Origin of the sequence: Streptomyces sp. NPDC048288, assembly GCF_043201555.1 — a bacterium.
Classification (GTDB): Bacteria; Actinomycetota; Actinomycetes; order Streptomycetales; family Streptomycetaceae; genus Streptomyces.
Genome location: NZ_JBICZD010000004.1, coordinates 369,078 through 389,294, shown reverse-complemented (window position 1 = coordinate 389,294; position 20,217 = coordinate 369,078). Strand labels below are relative to the sequence as shown.

The window sequence follows — 20,217 nt, the reverse complement described above, 5'->3', positions numbered from 1 at the left end:
CCCACCCTTCCGCACGCCTGGGCCGAGGACATGACCGCCCTGATGAACTTCTCCCCCCGGCCTTCTCATTCGATGATCAGTTCGACACCGCATCGGCCGGACCGCTTGGCCGAAGTGGCGGGCGAACACATCGCAACCCCGGGAACCCACCTGGCAGGTGGTCCCGGCAGGTGGCCTTCCCGGAGCAGCGGCGCATCGCGGATCCGGGGGTCGCGCCCCTCACAGTCGCGACGGGAACCCGAACCGGTCGTGTGAGACCGGCCGTTCGGCGAGGCCGTCGCGCAAGGCGCAGAAGATCCCCCGGACACGACCGGCCGGAAACCACGGTCGATCTTTCCTTTGCCATGACCACTGCTTGATGGGAGACCGGTGTGATATCCCGACTCGAAAGCGCTGTTTCCAAGGCGTCCGCCGACAGTCTGCTCCCGGCGCAGCCGGGCGACCGGCTCCGGTCCACGGAGGCGGCGGACGCCCTGGCCCGCCTCCTGGCGGAACGCGTGCAGGGGAGCACGGAGCCGTACCGAATATGGCAGAACGCCGCTCAGCGGCGGCTGGACGCACTCCGGCCTCCCCACTCCGGCACCACGCTGCGGGTGGAGGGGGCCCTCCACCTGGCGCGGCCCGCGTTCCTCCCGCCCGACGAGGAGGGGCACGCCAGGTTGAGGCGCCTCGACGCCGGCCTGAGCGTGATCGAAGCGGCCTTTCCCCAGGTCAGCGCCGATATCGAGGTCTGCCGACTGAGCTGCGCGATGCTGGAGGGCGCCTGGCGGACCCGGGCATTCGTCCCGCCGCGCGTGGAGGAGCGGACAAGCGCCTGCGCCTGCCCTCTGTGCCGTCGGCTGCCCACACCCCCCGAACGCACGCTGGACGACTACGCGTGGCGGCAGAGCGCCGGCCGTCCCCTCGCCACCAAGACCTGGCCGTACCGCCGGGAACTCGACAGCGTCCTGACCGGTGGCTGGTCCTGGACCCGGCAGATGAACGACCTCGAACGAGACCTCGGCCACCGCCACCGCTTCGAGGACGACATCCTCGTCTTCCACGAGTACAAACGCGTGATCGACACCATCGACACCACGCGCCTCACCCAGCACGTCGAGGACCGCCTCGCCGAGGACTTCAGCACCAACGGCGCACGGGCCCTGGTCTCCGGGCTCTTCGCGGCCCACAAGCGATCCGTCGACGAGCACTGGCTCCAGCAGCACGACTCGGGCACGGTCACACTCCCCCAGACCAACCCGCTCGGCCAGAGCGGCTACTCGCTCCTGCAGATGCTGGACTGCCTGTTCTGGCACGTCGCGCCCGACTCCGAGCTGTGGCAGGAGGAGAACCTCGCCTCCCTGCTGCTGTGCCGGGCCATCGACGACATGGCCGACGTCCGGGCCGACGCCCTCACCGGCGAGATCAGCAACTTCTGGCTCGCCGACATGCCCACCCACACCAAGGCCCTCTACGCCGCCTGCGCCATCGCGATCGTCAAGTACGGCTGCATGCCGGAGGCGCACGCTCCGATGTGGAACACCTGGCTGATGACCACCACCATCGTCTGGATGGGGCTCACGGGCCGCCACGCCCTGTGGTTCGACGGCATCACCGAGGGCCTCCCCCCGGCCGAGGACTGCGCGCTCTGCGACCTGCAGCCCAACTCGTGCAGCGGCATCCTCACCGACGGCACCGACCTCACCATCGCCCCGCGGCCCACCGTGCCGGCGCTGAGCGCACGGGCCGCCGAGCTGTCCGGGCGCTGCCGGACCCGGCACTCCCGGGCCTGGTCGCTGTTCGACGCCGAACTCCATGCCTTCGAGGCGATACACGGCCCGTGGTCCGGCAACGTCGACAGCACGTGGGAGATCCTGCGCCGCACCTACATCGCCGCCGTGGAGGCATCCGTCGCCGAGCCGTCCAAGGCCCGCGCCCGGCAGATCCAGCAGGACGCCGGCGTGGTCGGATCGGAGATGTTCCACACCCTGCACGACCCTCGGACCGGGCGGGAGGACACCGCGCTGCTCGCCTACATGTTCGGCGCCGCCCACCCGCATTTCCTCTGGAACGCCACGGGATACCGCCCCACGAGCGTCGCGGGCGACTGGCTGGACGGCTGACGCCGGGGCTCAGGCCTGTTCGCGGCCCGTTCCGGCCGGGACGGACGGCGCCGCCCGGCCGGGGATCCGGCCGGGCGGCGGTGGTGTCAGACGGCGAACTCGACCGGCAGGCTGTCGAGCCGGGACTCCCAGGTGGAGGCGGTCGAGGAAAGTTCCTCCGCCGGCACGGCCAGGCGCAGGCCCGGCAGCCGGTGCAGCAGGACGTCCACGCCGATCTCGATGATGGACTGGCCGATGTTCTGCCCCGGGCACTCGTGCGGTCCGGAACTGAACGCCAGGTGCGACTGGTTGCCCTGCACGGCGACGTCCGCGTCGGGCCGTACCTCCGGGTCGAGGTTGCCGGCCGCCAGGCCCATGATGAGCAGTTCGCCCTCCTGGATGTGATGGCCGCCCAGCTCCAGATCGGCGGCCGCGAACCGGCCCGGCAGCACGGCCAGCGGCGGGGTGTCCCACATGACCTCTTCCACCACCGAAGAGATGTTCAGCTGTCCGCTGACCAGGCCGGACAGCCGGGCGGCGTCGGTGAGGACCATTTGCAGAACCCGGCCCAGCAGGTTGCTGGTGGTGGTGTGCGCGGCGATCAGCACGAGGCGCAGATGGCTGACGACCTCGTCGTGGTCGAGGCCGGCCGGGTGCTCCAGCAGGGCCGTGGCGAAGTCGGAGCCCGGCTCGGCCCGCTTGCGGTCGGTGAGTTCCGAGAGGATCTGCATGATCCGGTCGTTGTGCTCCAGGGCGCCCTCGCCGCCCTTGAAGACCTCGGCGCAGGACTCGATCAGGCGTTGCGCCTCCCCCGCGGGAAGACCCAGGATCCGGGTGAGCACGAGCATCGGCAGGTGCTCGGCGTAGTCGGCCACCAGGTCGGCACGCCCGGCGTCGGCGAACGCGTCGATCAGTTTGGTCGCGAAGTGTGTGGCGTGCCGTCGTACGCCACGGCTGGACGCCGCGAGCAGCCCGTCGGTGACCGCACCGCGCAACCGGCGGTGCGGTTCGCCGTCCTGGGAGACGCAGTCGGGCCGCCAGCCGACCATCGGGATCAGCGGTGAGGTCTCGGAGACCCGTCCGTCCCGCCAGTCCCGCCAGATCCGGGCGTCCCGGCTGAACTGGCGCGGGTTGTCCAGCACCCGCCGGTTGTCGCGGTAGCCGAGGACGAGCCAGGCGGGGACGTCGCCCTCCAGCAGCACCGGCGCCACGGACCCGTGCTCCTTGCGCAGCTGCTCGTAGATGCCGAGCGGGTCGGTCGACGCCTCCGGCCCGTACAGCCGGGTGGCCCCGGCGCCGTGGGCCACCGGGCAGCCGCCGGTGGCGCCCGGATCGTGCGGCGCGCTCATCGGGACTCCAGGGATACCGCCGAGCGCTCCTGCAGATGCTGGATGAGCGCGACGAGGACGTCCCGGCTGGAGGCCCGGTCGCGGGCGTCGCAGGCCACGATCGGGGTGTGCGGGGAGATGTCGAGGGCGTCCCGGATCTCCTCGATGGGGTGCTGCGCGGAGTCCGGGAAGACGTTCAGGGCGATGACGAACGGCACGTTCTGCCGCTCCATCTCCTCGATCGCCCGGAAGCTGGAGGCCAGCCGACGGGTGTCCACCAGGACGATCGCGCCGAGCGCGCCCTTGAACAGGCCGTTCCACAGGAACCAGAACCGCTCCTGCCCGGGCGTGCCGAACAGGTACAGCATCAGGCTCTCGTTGAGGCTGATCTTGCCGAAGTCGAGGCTGACCGTGGTCTCGGCCTTGTCCGCGACACCGATGAGGTTGTCGACGCCGACGGTCGCCTGGGTGAGGGTCTCCTCGGTGGTGAGCGGCTTGATGTCGCTGACGGAGCGGACCATGGTGGTCTTTCCGGTGCCGAACCCCCCGGCGATCATCACCTTGACCGAGCGGGTCCCCCCGGCACCGGGGTCGCCGGGATGGTCAAAGCCTTTCAAGTCCACTGAGTACCTCCTGGAGGAGCGCGAGGTCGGGCCCGCGGCCGGCGTGGTGGGCCGGAATGGGATCACGGGCTTCAATACGGCCTGCGTCCAGCAGATCCGCCAACAGCACCGCGAGAATGTTGAAGGGCAATCCGAGATGGGCGGTGAGTTCGGCCACCGACAGCGGATCACGGCAGCGCCGGACTATCTCCTCGTGCTCGTGCTGCATCCCCGGGACGGGAGCGGTACGGGAGACGACGAGGGTGGCCACATCGAGGCTCGACGCCGACCCGCCCGGTCCACTGCGTCCTCCGGTGAGGACGTAGTAACGCTCGAGACCGGACGGATCCGTTGGCCGGCGGGGAGCACTCATCCAGAGTGCTCCTCCAGGCGCGGAGAGGTGCCGAGCAGCTCGCCCATCCGCCGGGACAGGTCCCTCATCTGATGCCCGAGCAGGCCCTGGTCGAGCCCCTCGCGGGCGAGGACCCCGAGATACGTCTCCACACCGGCCCGTACGACGAAGAGGTGACCGCCGTCGACCTCGATCATCGCCAGCCGCAGCTGCCCCGCGTACTTGGGGAACTGCTCGGCGACCGGCTGGGCCAGGGCCTGCAGCCCCGCCACCACGGCCGCGAAGCGGTCCACGTCGTCGGGGTCCTCGGCGCCGAAGGAGGTGATGGCCTTGCCGTCACTGGAGGCCACGAGGGCGAAACGGATCTCCGGGATGCTCTCCACCAGATCGCGGAGCGCCCAGCTCACGTCGGTTCCCTGTTGCGTCATGTGGACTAGTCGCTCTCTTCAGTGCGGCGCTGTGTGGACTCGCGTCCGGCGGCGGCGTCATCGGCGCCGTCCGGGGTCGCGGGTGCCACGGCGTCTCGGTCTCCGGTCAACTCGGCCTCGCTGTCCGTCTCTTCGTCCGCCAGGGGCGCGCGGCCCGCGGTGGCGAAGGCGGCCAAGCCCGCGAAGGACTCCTCCGGCGGGACCGCGGTGAACGCGGTGCCCTCCGTGCGGGCGGTGCGCGGCTCGGGCCGCTCCTCCTCCTCACGGCGCCGGCTGCGCCGGCGGGGCAGTCCGCCCGGGGTGGTGTCCGGGGCCTCACCGGCCTCCGGCCGGCTGACGGTCTCGACGGCGACCGGGCCGTGCGCCTGCGCCGGGGACGCGGCGGCGGGGGCGGCCGACGCGGGGACCTGGGCGGGGGCGGCCGCGGGCAGCGGGCTGAAGAACTTGTGCGGGACCACGACGACGACCGAGGTGCCGAGCCAGGGCGAGTCCGCGAAGGTGACCCGGATGCCGTAGCGGCGGGCGAGGATGCCGACGACCCTGAGGCCGATGTTGGCGTCCTCGGAGATGCCGCCGATGCCGGGTCCGGCCGCGGTACCGGCGAGGGAGTGCTCGGCCTCGCGCTTCTTCTCCTCGTTCAGGCCCTTGCCGGAGTCCTGGATCTCGATGCCGACGCCGTTGGGTACCTCCTTGCCGGAGACGACGACCGGCTCGGTGGGCGGCGAGTAGCGGGCCGCGTTGTCCAGGAGGTGCGCGAAGATCAGCGTGAGGTGGTCCACCAGACCGCCGTCCACGCCGAGTTCGGGCAGGTGCCGGACCTCGACGCGGTGGAAGTCCTTGATCCGGCCGATGCCGCCGCGCACCACGCTGAGCAGCCGCTGGTGCTCCTGCCACTGGCGGCCCGGGCGGTCGGAGCCGCCGAGCACGCCGATGCTGGCGGCGAGCGAGTCGGCGGGGCCGAGCTCCTGGTCCAGCTCCATGAGACCGCGGGCCACGGCGGGCAGCCTGCCGTGCTCGCCCTGCATCTCGTGCAGCCGGCCGCGCAGCTTGCTGGTCAGGACGTGGATGCGGTTGCCGATGCTGATCACGGCCTGCTCGGCGGAGGTGGAGCGGTTGAACTCCTCCTCCACACCGATCAGCGAGGTGCGCAGGATGCGGCGCAGGTCGGCCTGGAGGTCCTTGTCGACCTTGGCGCACTGATCGGTCACCGGCAGCAGGTCGTCGACGGCGTCACCCTCGCGCAGCCGCTTCAGCGCGTCCGGCAGCTGTTCCCCGGCGAGCCGGGAGATCGCGGACCGCTGGTGCGTCAGCTGCTCCTGCCAGACCTCGGCCTGGTCGGCGAGCTGGGCGTCGGAGGACTTCAGCTGGTCGGCGAGCCGCTCCTCGTACGCCCGGGCCTGCTCGGCCAGTTGGGCGTCGTAGTGGGCGGTCCGCTCGGCCAGCAGGGTCTCGAAGGCGGACGCCCGCTCACCGAGCTGGGCGTCAAACCCGGCGGCCTGCTCGTTGAGCTGGCCCTCCAGCGTGGCGCGCTCGGCCGTGAACTTCCGTTCCAGGCCGGAGACATGCTGCTGCCACTGCAGGGAGTGCTCGGCCTGCGAGCTGCGGAACGAACCCTCGGCGCTGCGCAGTCGGCGCTGCGAGCGGATCAGCAGTCGCACGCACACCGAGCTCGCCGCGGTGGCCGCGGCGCCGGCGACGGCCGCGGTTATCCGCTCGGAGCTCATGAACGTGGCGGCGACCGTCCCGCCCCCTAAGGCCAGCGGCATCAGCCACCAGCTGTACCACGCGACAGGGGCCCGCGCCGCCGGCGGCGGAGTGGCGAGTTCCATCTGCATCCTTCGGAGCAACACAATCGAACATCAGCGAACAAGGGCAGTGTGCGAAGGCCGCACTCATGCGTACACACGGCGGGACGGACCCACCGTGGGGTGCGTCAACTCGCAGTGACGCAGTGGAGCTTATCGGGTTTGAGCCCTAAAGGATCAACCTCGGCGCCTCGTGGAAGTGAGGGTTCCGTCACGGTCCACCAGTGAACCGCGCCGATATTTCCTGGACAGCTGTCCAGCTATAGTGGACACCTGTTCAAGAGATGGGGAGGGTCCAACGATCATGGAAATCCTGGCGAACGTGCTGGTCGGCCTGGTGGCCGCGCTGCACGCGTACATCCTGGTGATGGAGATGTTCCTGTGGCAGAAGGCGCCCGGGATGCGCTTCCACGGCTTCGACGCGGAACTGGCCCGGCGGACCGCGCCGCTCGCCGCCAACCAGGGCCTCTACAACGGCTTTCTGGCGGCCGGCCTGGTGTGGGGACTGATCGCGGCCGACCCGACCGGCTTCCGGGCCCAGGTGTTCTTCCTGTCGTGCGTGGTGGTGGCCGGGGTGTACGGCGCGGTCACGGCCAACCGGCGGATCCTGTTCGCCCAGGCGCTGCCCGGCGCGCTCGCCCTGGCCGCCGTCCTCGCCGCCCGATGACCGGACGCCCGGCCCCGGAGGACCCGCGGACGGCCCGCACCCGGGCCCGGCTGCGCGCGGCCCTGCTGGAGGAGTGCGCCGAACGGCCGCTCGCCGAGGTGGGCGTGGCCGCGCTGGCCCGCCGGGCCGGGGTGGGCCGGGCCACCTTCTACGTGCACTACGACGACCTGGCGGCGCTGGCGGTCGACGCCTGCGCGGACGTCGTACGGGAGGCGGTGGACGCGCTGCACGCCTGGCGCGGCCGGCCCGATCCGGTGCACGCGCCGCCCGCGCTGCGGGAGTTCTTCGCGGGGCTGGTCCCGCACCAGGCCCTGTACCGGGAGTTGCTCGCGCCGGGCGGCGGGGGCCCGCTGGGCCGGGTGCTCCACCGGGACCTGCGGGCGCGCAGCCTGGCCGAGCGGGAGCTGGCGGGGGCGGCGGACGCCCCGCTGGTGGCCTCGGCGGTGGCGGCGACCTTCGCCGGGGTGCTGGCCGACTGGCTGCACGGTCTGCTGGACGCCACCGCCGAGCAAGTGGCCGACCAGGTGTGGCAGTTGCTGGTCGCCCTGCACATGAGCCGCTGAGCCTCAGGCGCAGGCGAACCGGCGCCGCTCCTTCGGCCAGGCCTCGACGCCGTGGGAGGTCCGCACGTATGCCGTGTCCCCGTCGTCCGTCAGCCACAGCCGCCAGTCGCGGAGCCGGTATCCGGTGTCGTGGGCGTCGGCGGGCATGGGGACGTCGTCCTCGTAGCGGCCGGTGAGCGCCGGGTCGTCCGCGAACACGCCGTGCGGATCGCGGACGTACGTCCGGTCGCCGAGGGTCAGGAAGACCGCGGACTGCCAGCCGCAGTGCTCCGGCCCGGAGGAACTGGTGATCGTGGCCACCGGCACCCGCCGGCCGTGCGCGTCCGTCCAGATGTCGTGCCACCCGGGTCCCGACGTGACGCTCGCCGGGAGTTCGGAGGGGTCGCAGGTGGCATGGGTCTCCGGTCCCCAGCCGGGCCGGTCCTGCTGGTCCTTGGCGACCACGACGGCCACCTTGGTGCGGCCGCCGACGTCGTAGGAGTACAGGACGCGGTCGGCCTCCCGCCGCTCCACGCGGTAGCCGCCGCGCGGTACCTCCGGGTCGAACAGGTGGAAGAAGAGCCGGAGGCCGTCCTCGGGCGAGTCGCCGCCGTCGTCGCTGCTCCAGCCGTCGGGTCCGCCGCCCCAGTAGATCTCCCCGTCGCACTCCAGGGCCCGGCCCGCGGCCCCGGAGGCGGTGCGCAGGGCCTGCGGGGTGCTCTCGTCGACCTCCTTGGTGGGGATGTCCAGCGGTCCCCGGTACGGCGTCGCCGGCGGCGTCCCCTCCACCACGACGGCCGGCCGGATCCCGCCGTCACAGGCCACCGCCGCGGCCATCACCAGCACCGTCGCCGCCACCAGACCTCCGCGCATGCCCGCCCCTGTTCCTCGTCGCCCTGCCGCCCTTCGACGCCGGAGCGGGCCGGAACGTTCACGCGGGTCCGCCGGGTTCCACCGCTTGGCACGATTCCATCGAAGCTTGGCAATCGTGCCATTTCCAGGAGGGGCGCGCCCGGGCAGGCTGGGTGACCATGAACGATGTGGACACGATGCGTGCGATCAGCCAGGACGTCCTCGGCGGCCCCGAGGTCCTGAAGGTGGTCGAGGTGGCGCGGCCGAGGCCGCGCCCCAACGAGGTGCTGGTCCGGGTGCGGGCGGCCGGTCTCAACCCGACCGACTGGAAGCACCGGGAACTCGGCGCCTTCCTGGGCGAGCCGCCCTTCGTCCTCGGCTGGGACGTCTCCGGCACGGTCGAGGAGACCGGTGTCGGCGTGGCCGCCTTCCGGCCCGGGGACGAGGTCTTCGGCATGGCGCCCTACCCGTTCGGGCACGGCACGCACGCCGAGTACGCGATCCTGCCGGCCCGGGCCCTGGTGCCCAAGCCGGACGTGATCGACCACGTGCAGGCGGGCGCGCTGCCGCTGGTGTCCCTGACGGCCTGGCAGGCGCTGGTGGAGTACGCCGACGTGCGGGCGGGACAGCGGGTGCTGATCCACGCGGCGGCCGGCGGGGTCGGGCATGTGGCGGTGCAGATCGCCAAGGCGCGCGGGGCGTACGTGATCGGCACGGCGAGCGCGGGCAAGCACGACTTCCTGCGGGAGATCGGCGTGGACGAGCCGGTCGACTACCGGTCGGTGGACGTCACCGAGGCGGTCCGGGACGTGGACGTGGTGCTCGACACCGTCGGCGGCGACACCGCGACGGCCTCGCTGCGGGTGCTGCGGCCCGGCGGGGTCCTGGTGTCGATCCTGCCGGTGGGCAGCCCCCAGCTGTACGAGGAGGCCGGGCGGCTCGGCGTGCGGGCGGTGCGGATGCTGGTGGACGCCGACCGGGCCGGGATGCGGGCGGTCGCCTCCCTGGTCGAGGAGGGGAAGCTGCGGGCCACCGTCGCGGGGACCTTCCCGCTGGCCGATGCCGCCAAGGCGCACGAGCTGGGCGGCACCGGCCGGACCACGGGCAAGCTGGTCCTGGTGGTGGACTGACGCGGTCGGGGGTCAGAAGGTGAGCACGGGCTTGATCGCCTTGCCCGTGCTCATGTCCCGCACCGCCCGGTCGATCTCGGCGAACGGGTAGGTCGTGATCAGCCGGTGCAGCGGCAGCCGGCCCTCGCGGACCAGGCGGACCAGGGCCGGGATGAAGGCCTGGGTCTCGCTGTCCCCGAGGGTCAGCCCGACGATCCGCTTGCCGCCCAGCAACCCGTTGACGTCCAGGGAGACTTCGGTGCCGAAGGGCGGGGCGCCGACGACGACCAGGGTGCCGCGGGCGGCGAGCGCGTCGACGCCCTGGCGCAGCACGGCGGTGCTGCCGGTCGTCTCCACGATTCCGTCGGCGCCGGCTCCGTCCGAGATCCGCCCGAGTGCCTCGGAGACGCTCTCCCGGGTCGCGTCGACGGTGTGCGTGGCACCCAACTCCCTTGCCAGCTCCAGGCGTTCGGCCACCCGGTCGACGGCGACGATCGTGGTGGCGGGGGTGAGCGCGGCCGCCATGACCGCCGACAGGCCGACCGCTCCGGCGCCCAGCACGACGATCGTGCTGCCGGTGGCCGGCTCCAGTACGTTCCACACGGCACCGACCCCGGTCTGCACCCCGCAGCCGAGCGGGGCGATCGACTCCAGCGGGACCTCCGGGTCGACCTTGACCAGGCTGCGCTCGTCCACCAACGCCCGCTCGGCGAAGGAGGACTGGCCGAAGAAGTGGCCGCCGAGCGGCTCGCCGCCACGGCTGACGGTGTGGGTGCCGTCGGCGCGCCGGCCGCCGATCAGGTTGAGCGGCAGCCAGGTGGCGCAGTAGGCGGGGTGGCCGCCGTGGCAGTTGGGGCAGGCCCCGCAGGAGGTGAAGGACAGCACGACATGGTCGCCGGGGGCCACGCCGGTGACGGCGGAGCCGACGGCTTCGACGACCCCGGCGCCCTCGTGGCCGAGGACTCCGGGCAGCGGGAAGGGCAGCCCGCCGCTGGCCACACCGAGGTCGGTGTGGCACAGGCCGGTGGCCACCATGCGGACCAGCGCCTCGTAGGGGCCCGGCTGGTCGAGTTCGACCTCGGCGAGGGTGAAGGGCGCGCCGCCGGACTCGACGACGGCGGCTCGGGTGGTGAGGGACATCGTACGGACTCCTGGTCTGCGGGCTCAGTCGAGCGAGATGACGACGGACTTGACCTGGGTGTAGGCGGCGAGGGACTCGGGGCCGTACTCGCGGCCGAAGCCGGAGGCCTTGACGCCGCCGAAGGGGACGGCGGGGTCGAGCATCGCCCAGTCGTTGACCCAGACGATGCCGGCCTGGAGGCGGGCGGCGACCCGGTGCGCGCGGGCCAGGTTGCCGGTCTGGATGCCCGAAGCCAGGCCGTACGGAGTGGAGTTGGCGAGGGCGACGGCCTCGTCCTCGGAGTCGAAGGGCTGCACGGTGAGGACGGGGCCGAAGATCTCGTCCTGGATCACCCGGGAGTCGTTGGGCAGGTCGGCGATGACGGTCGGCCGGTAGTAGAAGCCGCCGTCCAGGTCGAGGCGTTCGCCGCCGCAGACGATGCGGGCGCCCTCCTTGCGGGCGAGTTCGACGTACTCCTCGACCTTGCGCAGGTGCTTCTCGCCCGCCATCGGTCCGACGACGGTGGCCGGGTCGCGCGGGTCGCCGACCGGGACGCCGGGGACGGCCTCGGCGAGGATGCCGAGCAGGGTGGCGTAGACCGGGCGGGCGACCAGGAGGCGGGGGCCGCCCATGCAGAACTGGCCGGTGTTGAAGACGAAGGCCTTGATGACCGCGCCGACGGCCTTCTCCAGGTCGGCGTCCTCGAAGACGAGGTGGGCCGCGTTGCCGCCGAGTTCCACGGTGACCGGCTTGAGCGCCTGGCCCGCCGTGCCCGCGACGTGCCGGCCGATGGCGGTGGAGCCGGTGAAGGCGACCTTGTCGACGCCCGGGTGGCGCAGCAGGGCCTCGCCGGCGACCGGTCCGGCGCCGGTGACGACGTTGACGACGCCGTCGGGGACACCCGCCTCCTGGAACAGCCGGGCCATGTAGAGGGCGCTGAGCGGGGTCTCGTCGGCGGGCTTGTGGACGACCGTGTTGCCGGCGGCGAGGGCCGGGCCGATCTTCGAACCGGCCAGGATGAGGGGGAAGTTGAACGGGGTGATGGCGGCGACCACGCCCAGGGGTTCGCGGCGGGTGTAGGCGAGGGCGTTGAGCTGGACGTCGCGGACGGCGCCGTCCAGTGCGTGGGCGAGCGCCGCGAAGTGCTCGTAGTCGTTGGCCGCGTTGGTGACGTCGACGGCTCCGGCGAGCGTGATCGGCTTGCCGACGTCCAGGCTCTCCAGGGCGGCGATCTCCTCGGCGTTCTCCCGGATCAGCTCGGCGATCCGGTGCAGCACCCGGCCGCGTTCCCGGCCGCTGAGCCCCGACCACTCCCCCGCGTCGAAGGCCTCGCGGGCGGCGCGCACGGCGGCGTCGACGTCGGCGGCGCCGGCCTCCGCGACGGTGGTGATCACCTGGCCGGTGGCCGGGTCGGTCACCTCCGTGCGGGTCCCGTCGGCGGCCTCCCGCCATTGCCCCGCGATGAACAGCTGTCCCGGTCCGGTCCCGAAGGTGGTCGTCATTGGCCCACTCCCAGCGTTGATCGCCAAACCTTCAACAAACAGGTTTCCTGTTGGTGGGCAGTCTCACTACAGACAGGATTCCTGTCAATGCTCTAGGGTGCACGCATGGTCGGTACAAAGACAGGCCCCTCGCTGCTGTACATGGTCAAGCAGGTGGAGCTGGTGGTGCGCTCACATCTCGACGAGCTGGTGAAGCCCGCCGGGATCACGGCGCTGCAGTACACGGCCCTGACCGTCCTGGAGCGCCATGACGGCCTGTCGGCCGCCCAGTTGGCGCGGGACTCCTTCGTGACCGCCCAGTCGATGGCCGATCTCGTACGGTCCCTGGAGAGCCGCGGGCTGATCCGGCGGGAGCGCAATCCGCGCAACCGGCGCGAGCTGCTGATCCTGCTGACCGACTCCGCGCGCGAGCTGCTCGCCGGGGTGGCCGGGCCGGTGCGGGAGCTGGAGGAACGGATGGTGCGGGAGCTCACCTCGCACCAGGAGGAGCAGTTCCGCCAGGCGCTCAGCAAGGCCTGGCACGCGCTTTCCTAGCGGAGCGGTACCGCTCCCACGTGCCCGTTCGCCGACTGTCGCGCACGCCACAGAAAATGGCGTGCCGAAGCAGCAGACATATGTCAATCGAACATGCTCAAATTCCCTCCATCGAGGGTAACTTGCAGGGCGGGGAACGGAATTGAACCGGCAGGGGTGGGAGGTGATGCCGTCGTGCGCCAGGAACCCCGACAGGACCCCGCGTCGCTCACCCGGCATCTGCGCATCCGTCAGGACCGCGGACACACGGTGCTGGAGTTCCGCGGCGAGATCGACATCGCGGCGGCCACGGAGATGGCGCCGTACCTGGACCGGGTGACCGCGCGGGACAGCTCCCTGGTGGTGATCGACCTGCGGCACATCGAGTTCTTCGACTGCTCCGGGCTGCGGCTGCTCTACCGGGCCCGCAGCCGGGTGCTGGAGCGCGACGGACAGCTCACGCTGGTCTGCACCCACCCGCTGACCCTGCGGGTGCTGAGGGTGACGGGACTGTCGCGGCTGCTGCCGCCGCTGGCGACGCTGGATGCGGCCCTGGACCAGCCGGAGGCCACGTCCGGCACCTTATGACGCCGTCCGCGGGCGCTGTCCCGCGGACGCTATGTGAGGATCTTCGTGACCTGACCGGCGCCGACCGTCCGCCCGCCCTCGCGGATGGCGAACTTCAGCCCCTCCTCCATCGCGATCGGCTGGATCAGCTGGATGCGCATGGTGGTGTTGTCGCCCGGCATCACCATCTCGGTGCCCGGGGGCAGGGTGACCACTCCGGTCACGTCGGTGGTGCGGAAGTAGAACTGGGGACGGTAGTTCTGGAAGAACGGGGTGTGCCGGCCGCCCTCGTCCTTGGAGAGGATGTACGCCCGCGCCTCGAACTCCACGTGCGGGGTGACCGATCCGGGTTTGACGACGACCTGGCCGCGCTCCACGTCGTCCCGCTTGACCCCGCGCAGCAGCAGCCCGACGTTCTCCCCGGCCCGGCCCTCGTCGAGCAGTTTCCGGAACATCTCGACGCCGGTGACCGTGGTCCTGGTCTTCTGCGGGTGGATGCCGATGATCTCGACCTCGCTGTTGACCCGCAGCACGCCCCGCTCGATCCGTCCGGTGACCACCGTGCCTCGGCCGGTGATGGTGAAGACGTCCTCGATCGGCATCAGGAACGGCCGGTCCACGTCCCGCGCCGGCTCGGGCACGAACTCGTCCACGGCGTCGAGGAGTTCGAGCAGCGCGGCGGTCCACTCGGGGTCGCCCGCCAGCGCCTTGAGCGCGGAGACCCTGACCACCGGGACGTCGTCGCCGGGGAACTCGTACTCGGTGAGCAGTTCGCGCACCTCCAGCTCCACCAGTTCCAGGATCTCCTCGTCGTCGACCATGTCGGTCTTGTTGAGCGCGACGACGATGTAGGGCACGCCGACCTGACGGGCCAGCAGCACATGCTCCTTGGTCTGCGGCATCGGCCCGTCGGTGGCCGCGACCACCAGGATCGCCCCGTCCATCTGGGCGGCCCCGGTGATCATGTTCTTGATGTAGTCGGCGTGGCCGGGGCAGTCGACGTGCGCGTAGTGCCGGCGTTCGGTCTGGTACTCGACGTGCGCGATGGAGATGGTGATGCCGCGCTGCCGCTCCTCGGGCGCCTTGTCGATCTGGTCGAACGGGGTGAACGGGTTGAGCTGCGGGAACTTGTCGTGCAGCACCTTGGTGATGGCCGCGGTGAGTGTCGTCTTGCCGTGGTCGATGTGCCCGATGGTGCCGATGTTCACATGCGGTTTCGTCCGCTCGAACCTGGCCTTCGCCACTGGGGGCCTCCCGTCCGCCTCGGTGCCGCCGAGCGCGGTTCAGCGCTACAACTCCTCCTTCCTGTCTAGAGCTTGCGCGGCTCGTCGAACAGGGCGCTCACGGACTCAGGTCTTCCACGACCGGCGCCAGCCGGGTTGAGACCGGCCCGGAAATTGCTTGAGGTCTCTCACCACGGCACGGGTGCGCCGTCCCAGGAGAAGAACCCGCCGGTCGGCCCGTCGTCGGGCAGCAGCGCCAGCCGTACGGCGCCGCGCGCGGCCTCGGTGGGGTCACCGCCGCCGGTGATCCCGGGGACCAGGTCGGTGGCCCGCCGCCCCGGGGCGAGGGCGTTCACCTTGATCCCGTCCTCGGCCAGTTCCTGGGCGTAGAACACCGTCAGCGCGTTGAGTGCGGCCTTCGAGGAGCGGTAGGCGGCGGACCGGGGGCTGCCGTGGGCGAACTGCGGATTGGGGTGCGTGCTCCAGGTGAGGGACGCGGTGCCGCTGGAGACGTTCACGACGCGCGGGTGGGCGGAGCGGCGCAGGGCGGGCAGGAAGGCGTTGGTGACCGCGACGACCCCGAGGACATTGGTCTCGTAGGTCCGCCGCAGGTCCTCGACGCCGGTTGCGGCGGGCGGGCCGGTCACCGGCTGGACGCCCGCGTTGTTGACCAGGACGTCCAGGTGTTCGATCCGGGCGGCGGCGCGCTCGACGCTGCCGGGATCGGTGACGTCGAGGACGAGGAGCCGGGCGGCCCCGCCGATCTCCAGGGCGGCCCGCTCGCCGCGCCCGGTGTCCCGGGAGCCGACGTGGACGGTCCAGCCCTCCTCGGCGAGGAGCCGGGCGACATGGAAGCCGATGCCCTTGTTGGCACCGGTGACGAGTGCTGTGCGATCGTTCATGACAGCCACGGTTCCCCGGTCGCGTCCGTCCTGCCAGGGACCGTCTGTACCAGGCGGATGTACCAGGCGGATGTACCAGGCGGACCGGGGAGGCGGCGGTATGGCCAGGCAGGAACTGGCCCGATTCCTGCGGGAGCGCCGGGCGGCGCTGCGGCCGGCCGCCGTGGGCCTGGCGCCGGGCACCGTCCCGCGCCGTACGCCCGGACTGCGGCGCGAGGAGGTCGCCGAGCTGGCCCATGTGTCGGTCGACTACTACACCCGGCTGGAGCAGGCCCGCGGCCCCCGCCCCTCGCCGCGCGTCCTGGACGCCCTGGCCGGCGCCCTGCGGCTGGCCCCCGCCGAGCGCAGCCACCTCTTCCGGCTGGCCGGCTCGGCGGCCCCGCCGCCCGGCACGTCGGCGCCCCGGCAGGTACGCCCGCACGTGTCCCGGATGCTGGAGCGGCTGCCCGGCACCGCGGCGATCGTCACCGACGCCGGGTACGGCCTGGTCGCCTGGAACCCGCTCGCCCAGCGGCTGTTCGGCGGGGACCTGGGGCACGGGACGGTCAACCTGGCCCGGCGGCGCTTTCTGGGCCAGGGCCGGATGTACGAGAGTTCGAGCGCGGCGGAGTTCGGGCACATCGTCGTGGCCCGGCTGCGGCGGGCCGCCGAACGCTATCCGCACGACGCCCGGCTCGCCGACCTGCTGGGCGAGTTGCACGCGGGCAGTGCGGAGTTCCGGCGGATCTGGGCGCTGCACCCGGTGCACGCCCCGGGGCACCGCGCCAAGGTCCTCGACCATCCCGGGCTGGGGCGGCTGCGGCTGAACTGCGACGTCCTGCTGGTGCCGGAGGACGACCAGGAGGTCGTCCTCGTCACGGCGGATCCGGGCTCGCCGTCGGCCGGACGGATCGCCGAACTGGCCGAACCGGCCTGACCGGACGCCACTCTGTACCAGTCCTGCGTCAGCTGTCTCAATCGGCCGACAGCGCGGTCTGACAAGGCTTCTGCCGGGCATTCGTCTCGGTGGAAAGGAGGACCGTCACATGGCGAGTTCCACGAAGGAGAGCAAGGCGAGCTCCACCAAGGAGACGCCCGTCAAGGCCCTGCCCCGGCGGATGCCCGGCTGGGCGAAACTGCTCACCGCGTTCGTGCTGGTGCTCGTGGTGCTGTTCGCCGGGATCAAGCTGGCGGTGCTGCCGGGCATCAAGGACCTGTTCGGCACCGAGACCCGGGACAACACGGGTCCCGCGCTGCTCAAGTCCATCACGGACATGAGCCGTTACGACGCGGCGTCCGGCAACTTCCAGGTCGTCGTGGACCTGGAGAAGGACGCCAAGTACCTGCCCAGCGCGATCCGCGGCACCCGCACCCTGTACGTCGGGGCGGGCAATGTCGACGCCTATGTCGACCTCGGCAAGATCCACCAGAAGGACGTGACGGTCAACGGCGACCGGACCGAGGCGACCATCCGGCTGCCGCACGCGCAGCTCGGCAAGGCGTCCCTGGACCCCGACCACTCCTACGCCGTCTCCAAGGAGCGCGGCCTGCTGGACCGGCTCGGCGACCTGTTCTCCGACAACCCCAACAGCGAGCAGGCGGTGCAGAAGCTGGCCGTGAAGCACATCTCGGCGGCGGCCAAGGACAGCGGGCTGACCACCCGGGCCGAGACCAACACCACCAACATGCTGGAGGGCCTGCTGCACTCCCTCGGCTTCACGGAGGTGCATGTGTCCTACGGCACCGTCTGACGGGCGGGCGCCAAGGGCCCGGCGGTGTGCTCCGGCCACCGCCGGGCGGGGCGGCATCGCCGGGCATTTCCTGGGTAACTGGCTTACCACGCCGAGACGTTGAAGAGTGGAGGACCGACATGGCCAGCGCCGCCTCGCGCCCGCGCACCAGCAAGGGCGGGACCACCGAGGAGACGAAGAAGGACGGGGGCACCGGCGGCAGGGCCGGGCTGTTCACCAGGGCCGCACGCGTCGTCCGGGTCCGCCGTGCCGAGCCGGAGGGCGCGCCGAAGAAGGGTACGGCCGCCAAACCGGGCGGCACCGCCAAGAAGGGCAAGGCGGGCAACGCCGGCAAGGCCGGTAGCACTGGCAAGGCGGCCGGCGCGTCCCGTAAGGGCGCCTCCGCCAAGGCCGGCGGCTCGGGCGGCGGTAAGGCGGCCGCGACCAAGTCCGGTACGGACCGCCGTCCGCTGCCCCTTCCGCTGCGGCTGCTGGCCATGACGTGCGCCTTCACCGCGATGGTGGCGTTCGCCGTCGTCCTGGCCCAGCTGACCCTCGATCCGTCCCCGGCGTCGGTGTCGATCGCCCACACCAATCTGCATCCCGGCGCCACCCTCAAGATCTATCTGGACCAGCCCGCCTTCCGTGACGCCGTCAAACAGATCGGCGGGAACATCCTGCTCGGGGTCCCGTTCGGAATCCTGGTGCCGGTCCTGGCGCCCGGCGCCCGGAGCGTCCTGCGGGTGCTGGCGCTGACCGCGATCGTGATGCTGCTGGTGGAGCTGGCGCAGGGGGCGCTGGTCACCGGCCGGGCCTTCGACGTGGACGACGTCATCCTCAACACCAGCGGGGCGCTGGTCGGTTGGCTGCTGCTGGGCCGCCGGCTCGGCCGCGCGGTGCACGCGCGCAAGCGCAAGGCGTAAGCCCGGAGTACGACCGCCCGAACGTCCGAGACTGGTCCGTACCAAGGTATTGACGGGTCACTTATCTCACTCCTTAAATCAACAGGCGACGCCTTCACCCCCCACCTCGGCCGGCTGCCTCCCCGCGCCCGGCCGCCGTACGGAAGGAGGAGCCGTGGCCTCCCCACGCTTGCTCCGCAGATGCCTGTTCGCCGTCCTGTCCGCCGCACTGGCCGGTTCCTTCGCGGTCGGCCCGGCCCGCCAGGCGCGGGCCGCCGACGCCGGCGCGGCCGCCGTCACCTTCTCCGACAACTTCGACGGGGCCGCCGGCTCGGCGGTCGACTCCTCGAAGTGGTCGATGGAGACCGGCGACAACGTCAACAACCACGAGCGGCAGTACTACACCTCGGGCACCAACAACGCGGCCCTCGACGGCCAGGGCCACCTGGTCATCACGGCCAAGAAGGAGAATCCCGCCAACTACCAGTGCTGGTACGGCACTTGTCAGTACACCTCGGCCCGGATGAACACGTCCGGGAAGTTCAGCGCCCAGTACGGGCATGTCGAGGCCCGGATGAAGATCCCGCGCGGGCAGGGCATGTGGCCCGCGTTCTGGATGCTCGGCACCGACATCGGTTCGGTCGGCTGGCCGAACTCGGGGGAGATCGACGTGATGGAAAACGTCGGCTACGAGCCCTCGACCGTGCACGGCACCATCCACGGTCCCGGCTACTCCGGCTCCGCCGGCATAGGCGCGGCCTACTCACTGTCGAACGGGCAGGCCTTCGCGGACGCCTTCCACACCTTCGCGGTGGACTGGGCGCCCGACTCGATCAAGTGGTCGGTCGACGGCAACGTCTACCAGACCCGCACCCCCGCCGACGTGGGCGGCAACACCTGGGCGTTCGACAAGCCGTTCTTCCTGATCCTGAACCTGGCCGTCGGCGGCTACTGGCCGGGCGACCCGGACAGCTCCACCTCCTTCCCGCAGCAGCTGGTCGTGGACTCGGTGTCGGTGACGACCGGCGACACCGCGGCCGGGGTCGCCATCAAGGGCCTGGCCGGCAAGTGCGTGGACGTGGCCGGGGCGAACTCCGCCAACGGCACGGCCGTACAGCTCTACGACTGCAACGGCACCGCCGCACAGCAGTGGACGGTCGGCAGCGACGGGACTATCCGCGCGCTGGGCAAGTGCCTGGACGTCACCTCCGGCGGCACGGCGGACGGCACGACGGTCCAGCTCTACGACTGCAACGGCACCGCCGCCCAGAAGTGGGCCGTCTCCTCGGCGCACGACATCGTGAACCCCCAGGCGAACAAGTGCCTGGACGTCACCGGCAACAACTCGGCCAACGGCACCCGGCTGCAGATCTGGACCTGCACGGGCGGCGCCAACCAGAAGTGGACCGTCGGCTGAGCGTCCGGCCCGTCGGCTAGCGGCGCGGTGGGCGGGGCGTCCAGGTGTACTTGTCCCCGCCCACCCAGCACACCACTCCCGGGTCGTCGAGGTCGTGGACCGTGATGCCGTAGGCCGCGGCGACCGACAGCACCTGGGTGATGTCCCTCGCCTCGGCGACCACCTCGCCGTCGATCTCCACGATGCGGAAGGGCGAGGAGCCCGGCTTGCCGGTCATGACCCCGAGCACCAGGATCCGCGGCTGGGAGATGTGGGGGCTCGCTATCTCGGTCATGCAATCGAGGGTAGATCTCCCCGGGCCGAAGTGGCCTGCCCGAGTCACCCGGACGGCGGGGTGGCCCCGCTGGTCAGCGCTTCGGCGGCCGGAGATTTGCCCGGATGTTTGCGCGGACTTGAGAAGTGAGAGGGCCGCGGAGCACCGGCGGTTCCCTGGGGTGACGCGGATCACGGGCGGGTCTGGAACACCGTAGGGTGGTTGCCCGTTGAACCAGCCGTGGGTGCGGATGGGACAGTGTCCCCGGGCCTCACCTTTTGCCCACAGGGACGATCGTTCGGCTGAAGCCCTGTGGAGCGTTTCGCCGAGAGGCGACCGCCAT

The 20,217-nt window shown here is 71.5% G+C and carries 21 protein-coding genes; 10 read left to right on the top strand and 11 right to left on the bottom strand.

Translation table 11 applies throughout. From position 1 onward, the window contains the following. The first annotated feature begins 371 nt into the window (after positions 1-371). A complete protein-coding gene (locus ACGFZS_RS17195) occupies positions 372-2,102 on the top strand; it encodes a hypothetical protein (RefSeq protein WP_393795752.1) in 1,731 nt (576 codons plus the stop codon). A gap of 86 nt (positions 2,103-2,188) precedes the next feature. Here the strand turns inward: ACGFZS_RS17195 and ACGFZS_RS17190 are convergent, their stop codons facing one another. From ACGFZS_RS17190 to ACGFZS_RS17170, 5 genes are read right to left on the bottom strand one after another with little or no spacing between them, the layout of a single operon-like run. Continuing rightward, a complete protein-coding gene (locus ACGFZS_RS17190) occupies positions 2,189-3,430 on the bottom strand; it encodes a cytochrome P450 (RefSeq protein ID WP_393795751.1) in 1,242 nt (413 codons plus the stop codon). Next, a complete protein-coding gene (locus ACGFZS_RS17185; RefSeq protein WP_365694960.1) occupies positions 3,427-4,032 on the bottom strand; it encodes an ATP/GTP-binding protein in 606 nt (201 codons plus the stop codon). Before ACGFZS_RS17185 ends, ACGFZS_RS17190 begins: the two co-directional genes overlap by 4 nt. Then, positions 4,013-4,384 carry a DUF742 domain-containing protein gene (locus tag ACGFZS_RS17180; RefSeq protein WP_355709351.1) on the bottom strand — a complete coding sequence of 124 codons (372 nt, stop codon included), beginning with the start codon at positions 4,382-4,384 and terminating at the stop codon, positions 4,013-4,015. Before ACGFZS_RS17180 ends, ACGFZS_RS17185 begins: the two co-directional genes overlap by 20 nt. After that, a complete protein-coding gene (locus ACGFZS_RS17175; RefSeq protein WP_046733906.1) occupies positions 4,381-4,791 on the bottom strand; it encodes a roadblock/LC7 domain-containing protein in 411 nt (136 codons plus the stop codon). Before ACGFZS_RS17175 ends, ACGFZS_RS17180 begins: the two co-directional genes overlap by 4 nt. Before the next feature lie 5 nt (positions 4,792-4,796). Then, positions 4,797-6,620, bottom strand: a complete 1,824-nt coding sequence (locus ACGFZS_RS17170; RefSeq protein ID WP_393795750.1) for an ATP-binding protein — start codon at positions 6,618-6,620, stop codon at positions 4,797-4,799. A 280-nt stretch (positions 6,621-6,900) separates the two neighbouring features. Here ACGFZS_RS17170 and ACGFZS_RS17165 point away from each other — a divergent pair, with 280 nt between their 5' ends. Both ACGFZS_RS17165 and ACGFZS_RS17160 read left to right on the top strand, forming a co-directional pair. After that, entirely contained in the window at positions 6,901-7,263 is a 363-nt protein-coding gene (locus ACGFZS_RS17165; protein ID WP_365694958.1) for a DUF1304 domain-containing protein, read from the top strand. Next, positions 7,260-7,826: a TetR/AcrR family transcriptional regulator gene (locus ACGFZS_RS17160; protein ID WP_393795749.1), complete on the top strand. Its 567-nt coding sequence runs from the start codon at positions 7,260-7,262 to the stop codon at positions 7,824-7,826. The genes ACGFZS_RS17165 and ACGFZS_RS17160 overlap by 4 nt, the downstream gene beginning before the upstream one ends. Positions 7,827-7,829: 3 nt before the next feature. On the opposite strand, the gene ACGFZS_RS17155 is transcribed toward ACGFZS_RS17160, so the two are convergent. Further along, positions 7,830-8,678: a hypothetical protein gene (locus tag ACGFZS_RS17155; RefSeq protein ID WP_393795748.1), complete on the bottom strand. Its 849-nt coding sequence runs from the start codon at positions 8,676-8,678 to the stop codon at positions 7,830-7,832. 158 nt (positions 8,679-8,836) lie between these two features. Between ACGFZS_RS17155 and ACGFZS_RS17150 the strand changes: the two genes are divergently transcribed. Then, on the top strand, positions 8,837-9,787 hold the full coding sequence (locus ACGFZS_RS17150) for an NADP-dependent oxidoreductase (protein ID WP_393795747.1): 951 nt from the start codon (positions 8,837-8,839) through the stop codon (positions 9,785-9,787). 12 nt (positions 9,788-9,799) lie between these two features. Here the strand turns inward: ACGFZS_RS17150 and ACGFZS_RS17145 are convergent, their stop codons facing one another. Next, on the bottom strand, positions 9,800-10,906 hold the full coding sequence (locus ACGFZS_RS17145) for an NAD(P)-dependent alcohol dehydrogenase (RefSeq protein ID WP_393795746.1): 1,107 nt from the start codon (positions 10,904-10,906) through the stop codon (positions 9,800-9,802). 24 nt (positions 10,907-10,930) lie between these two features. Continuing rightward, positions 10,931-12,388 (bottom strand): aldehyde dehydrogenase family protein, encoded by a 1,458-nt coding sequence (locus ACGFZS_RS17140; RefSeq protein WP_393795745.1) that lies wholly within the window; start codon positions 12,386-12,388, stop codon positions 10,931-10,933. A gap of 105 nt (positions 12,389-12,493) precedes the next feature. Between ACGFZS_RS17140 and ACGFZS_RS17135 the strand changes: the two genes are divergently transcribed. Together ACGFZS_RS17135 and ACGFZS_RS17130 are read left to right on the top strand one after the other, a co-directional pair. Beyond that, positions 12,494-12,922: a MarR family winged helix-turn-helix transcriptional regulator gene (locus ACGFZS_RS17135; RefSeq protein WP_393795744.1), complete on the top strand. Its 429-nt coding sequence runs from the start codon at positions 12,494-12,496 to the stop codon at positions 12,920-12,922. Between the two features lie 174 nt (positions 12,923-13,096). Next, positions 13,097-13,489 (top strand): anti-sigma factor antagonist, encoded by a 393-nt coding sequence (locus ACGFZS_RS17130; RefSeq protein ID WP_393658767.1) that lies wholly within the window; start codon positions 13,097-13,099, stop codon positions 13,487-13,489. A 29-nt stretch (positions 13,490-13,518) separates the two neighbouring features. Here ACGFZS_RS17130 and tuf read toward each other — a convergent pair whose 3' ends face one another. Both tuf and ACGFZS_RS17120 read right to left on the bottom strand, forming a co-directional pair. Beyond that, complete coding sequence (gene tuf, locus ACGFZS_RS17125; RefSeq protein WP_393658765.1) at positions 13,519-14,712, bottom strand: elongation factor Tu; 1,194 nt, start codon at positions 14,710-14,712, stop codon at positions 13,519-13,521. A 167-nt stretch (positions 14,713-14,879) separates the two neighbouring features. Continuing rightward, positions 14,880-15,593, bottom strand: a complete 714-nt coding sequence (locus ACGFZS_RS17120) for an SDR family oxidoreductase (RefSeq protein WP_393795743.1) — start codon at positions 15,591-15,593, stop codon at positions 14,880-14,882. Between the two features lie 100 nt (positions 15,594-15,693). Here ACGFZS_RS17120 and ACGFZS_RS17115 point away from each other — a divergent pair, with 100 nt between their 5' ends. The 4 genes from ACGFZS_RS17115 to ACGFZS_RS17100 all read left to right on the top strand — a co-directional run bounded on the left by ACGFZS_RS17115 (position 15,694) and on the right by ACGFZS_RS17100 (position 19,621). Beyond that, complete coding sequence (locus ACGFZS_RS17115; RefSeq protein ID WP_393795742.1) at positions 15,694-16,509, top strand: helix-turn-helix transcriptional regulator; 816 nt, start codon at positions 15,694-15,696, stop codon at positions 16,507-16,509. Between the two features lie 181 nt (positions 16,510-16,690). Beyond that, positions 16,691-17,323 carry a DUF4230 domain-containing protein gene (locus ACGFZS_RS17110; RefSeq protein ID WP_393659269.1) on the top strand — a complete coding sequence of 211 codons (633 nt, stop codon included), beginning with the start codon at positions 16,691-16,693 and terminating at the stop codon, positions 17,321-17,323. Between the two features lie 449 nt (positions 17,324-17,772). Beyond that, positions 17,773-18,225 (top strand): VanZ family protein, encoded by a 453-nt coding sequence (locus ACGFZS_RS17105; RefSeq protein ID WP_365695017.1) that lies wholly within the window; start codon positions 17,773-17,775, stop codon positions 18,223-18,225. Positions 18,226-18,379: 154 nt separating this feature from the next. Next, positions 18,380-19,621: a ricin-type beta-trefoil lectin domain protein gene (locus ACGFZS_RS17100; protein WP_393795741.1), complete on the top strand. Its 1,242-nt coding sequence runs from the start codon at positions 18,380-18,382 to the stop codon at positions 19,619-19,621. Between the two features lie 16 nt (positions 19,622-19,637). Here ACGFZS_RS17100 and ACGFZS_RS17095 read toward each other — a convergent pair whose 3' ends face one another. Then, positions 19,638-19,895, bottom strand: coding sequence for a hypothetical protein (locus ACGFZS_RS17095; RefSeq protein WP_365694945.1), 258 nt, complete (start codon positions 19,893-19,895; stop codon positions 19,638-19,640). Positions 19,896-20,217 lie beyond the last annotated feature (322 nt).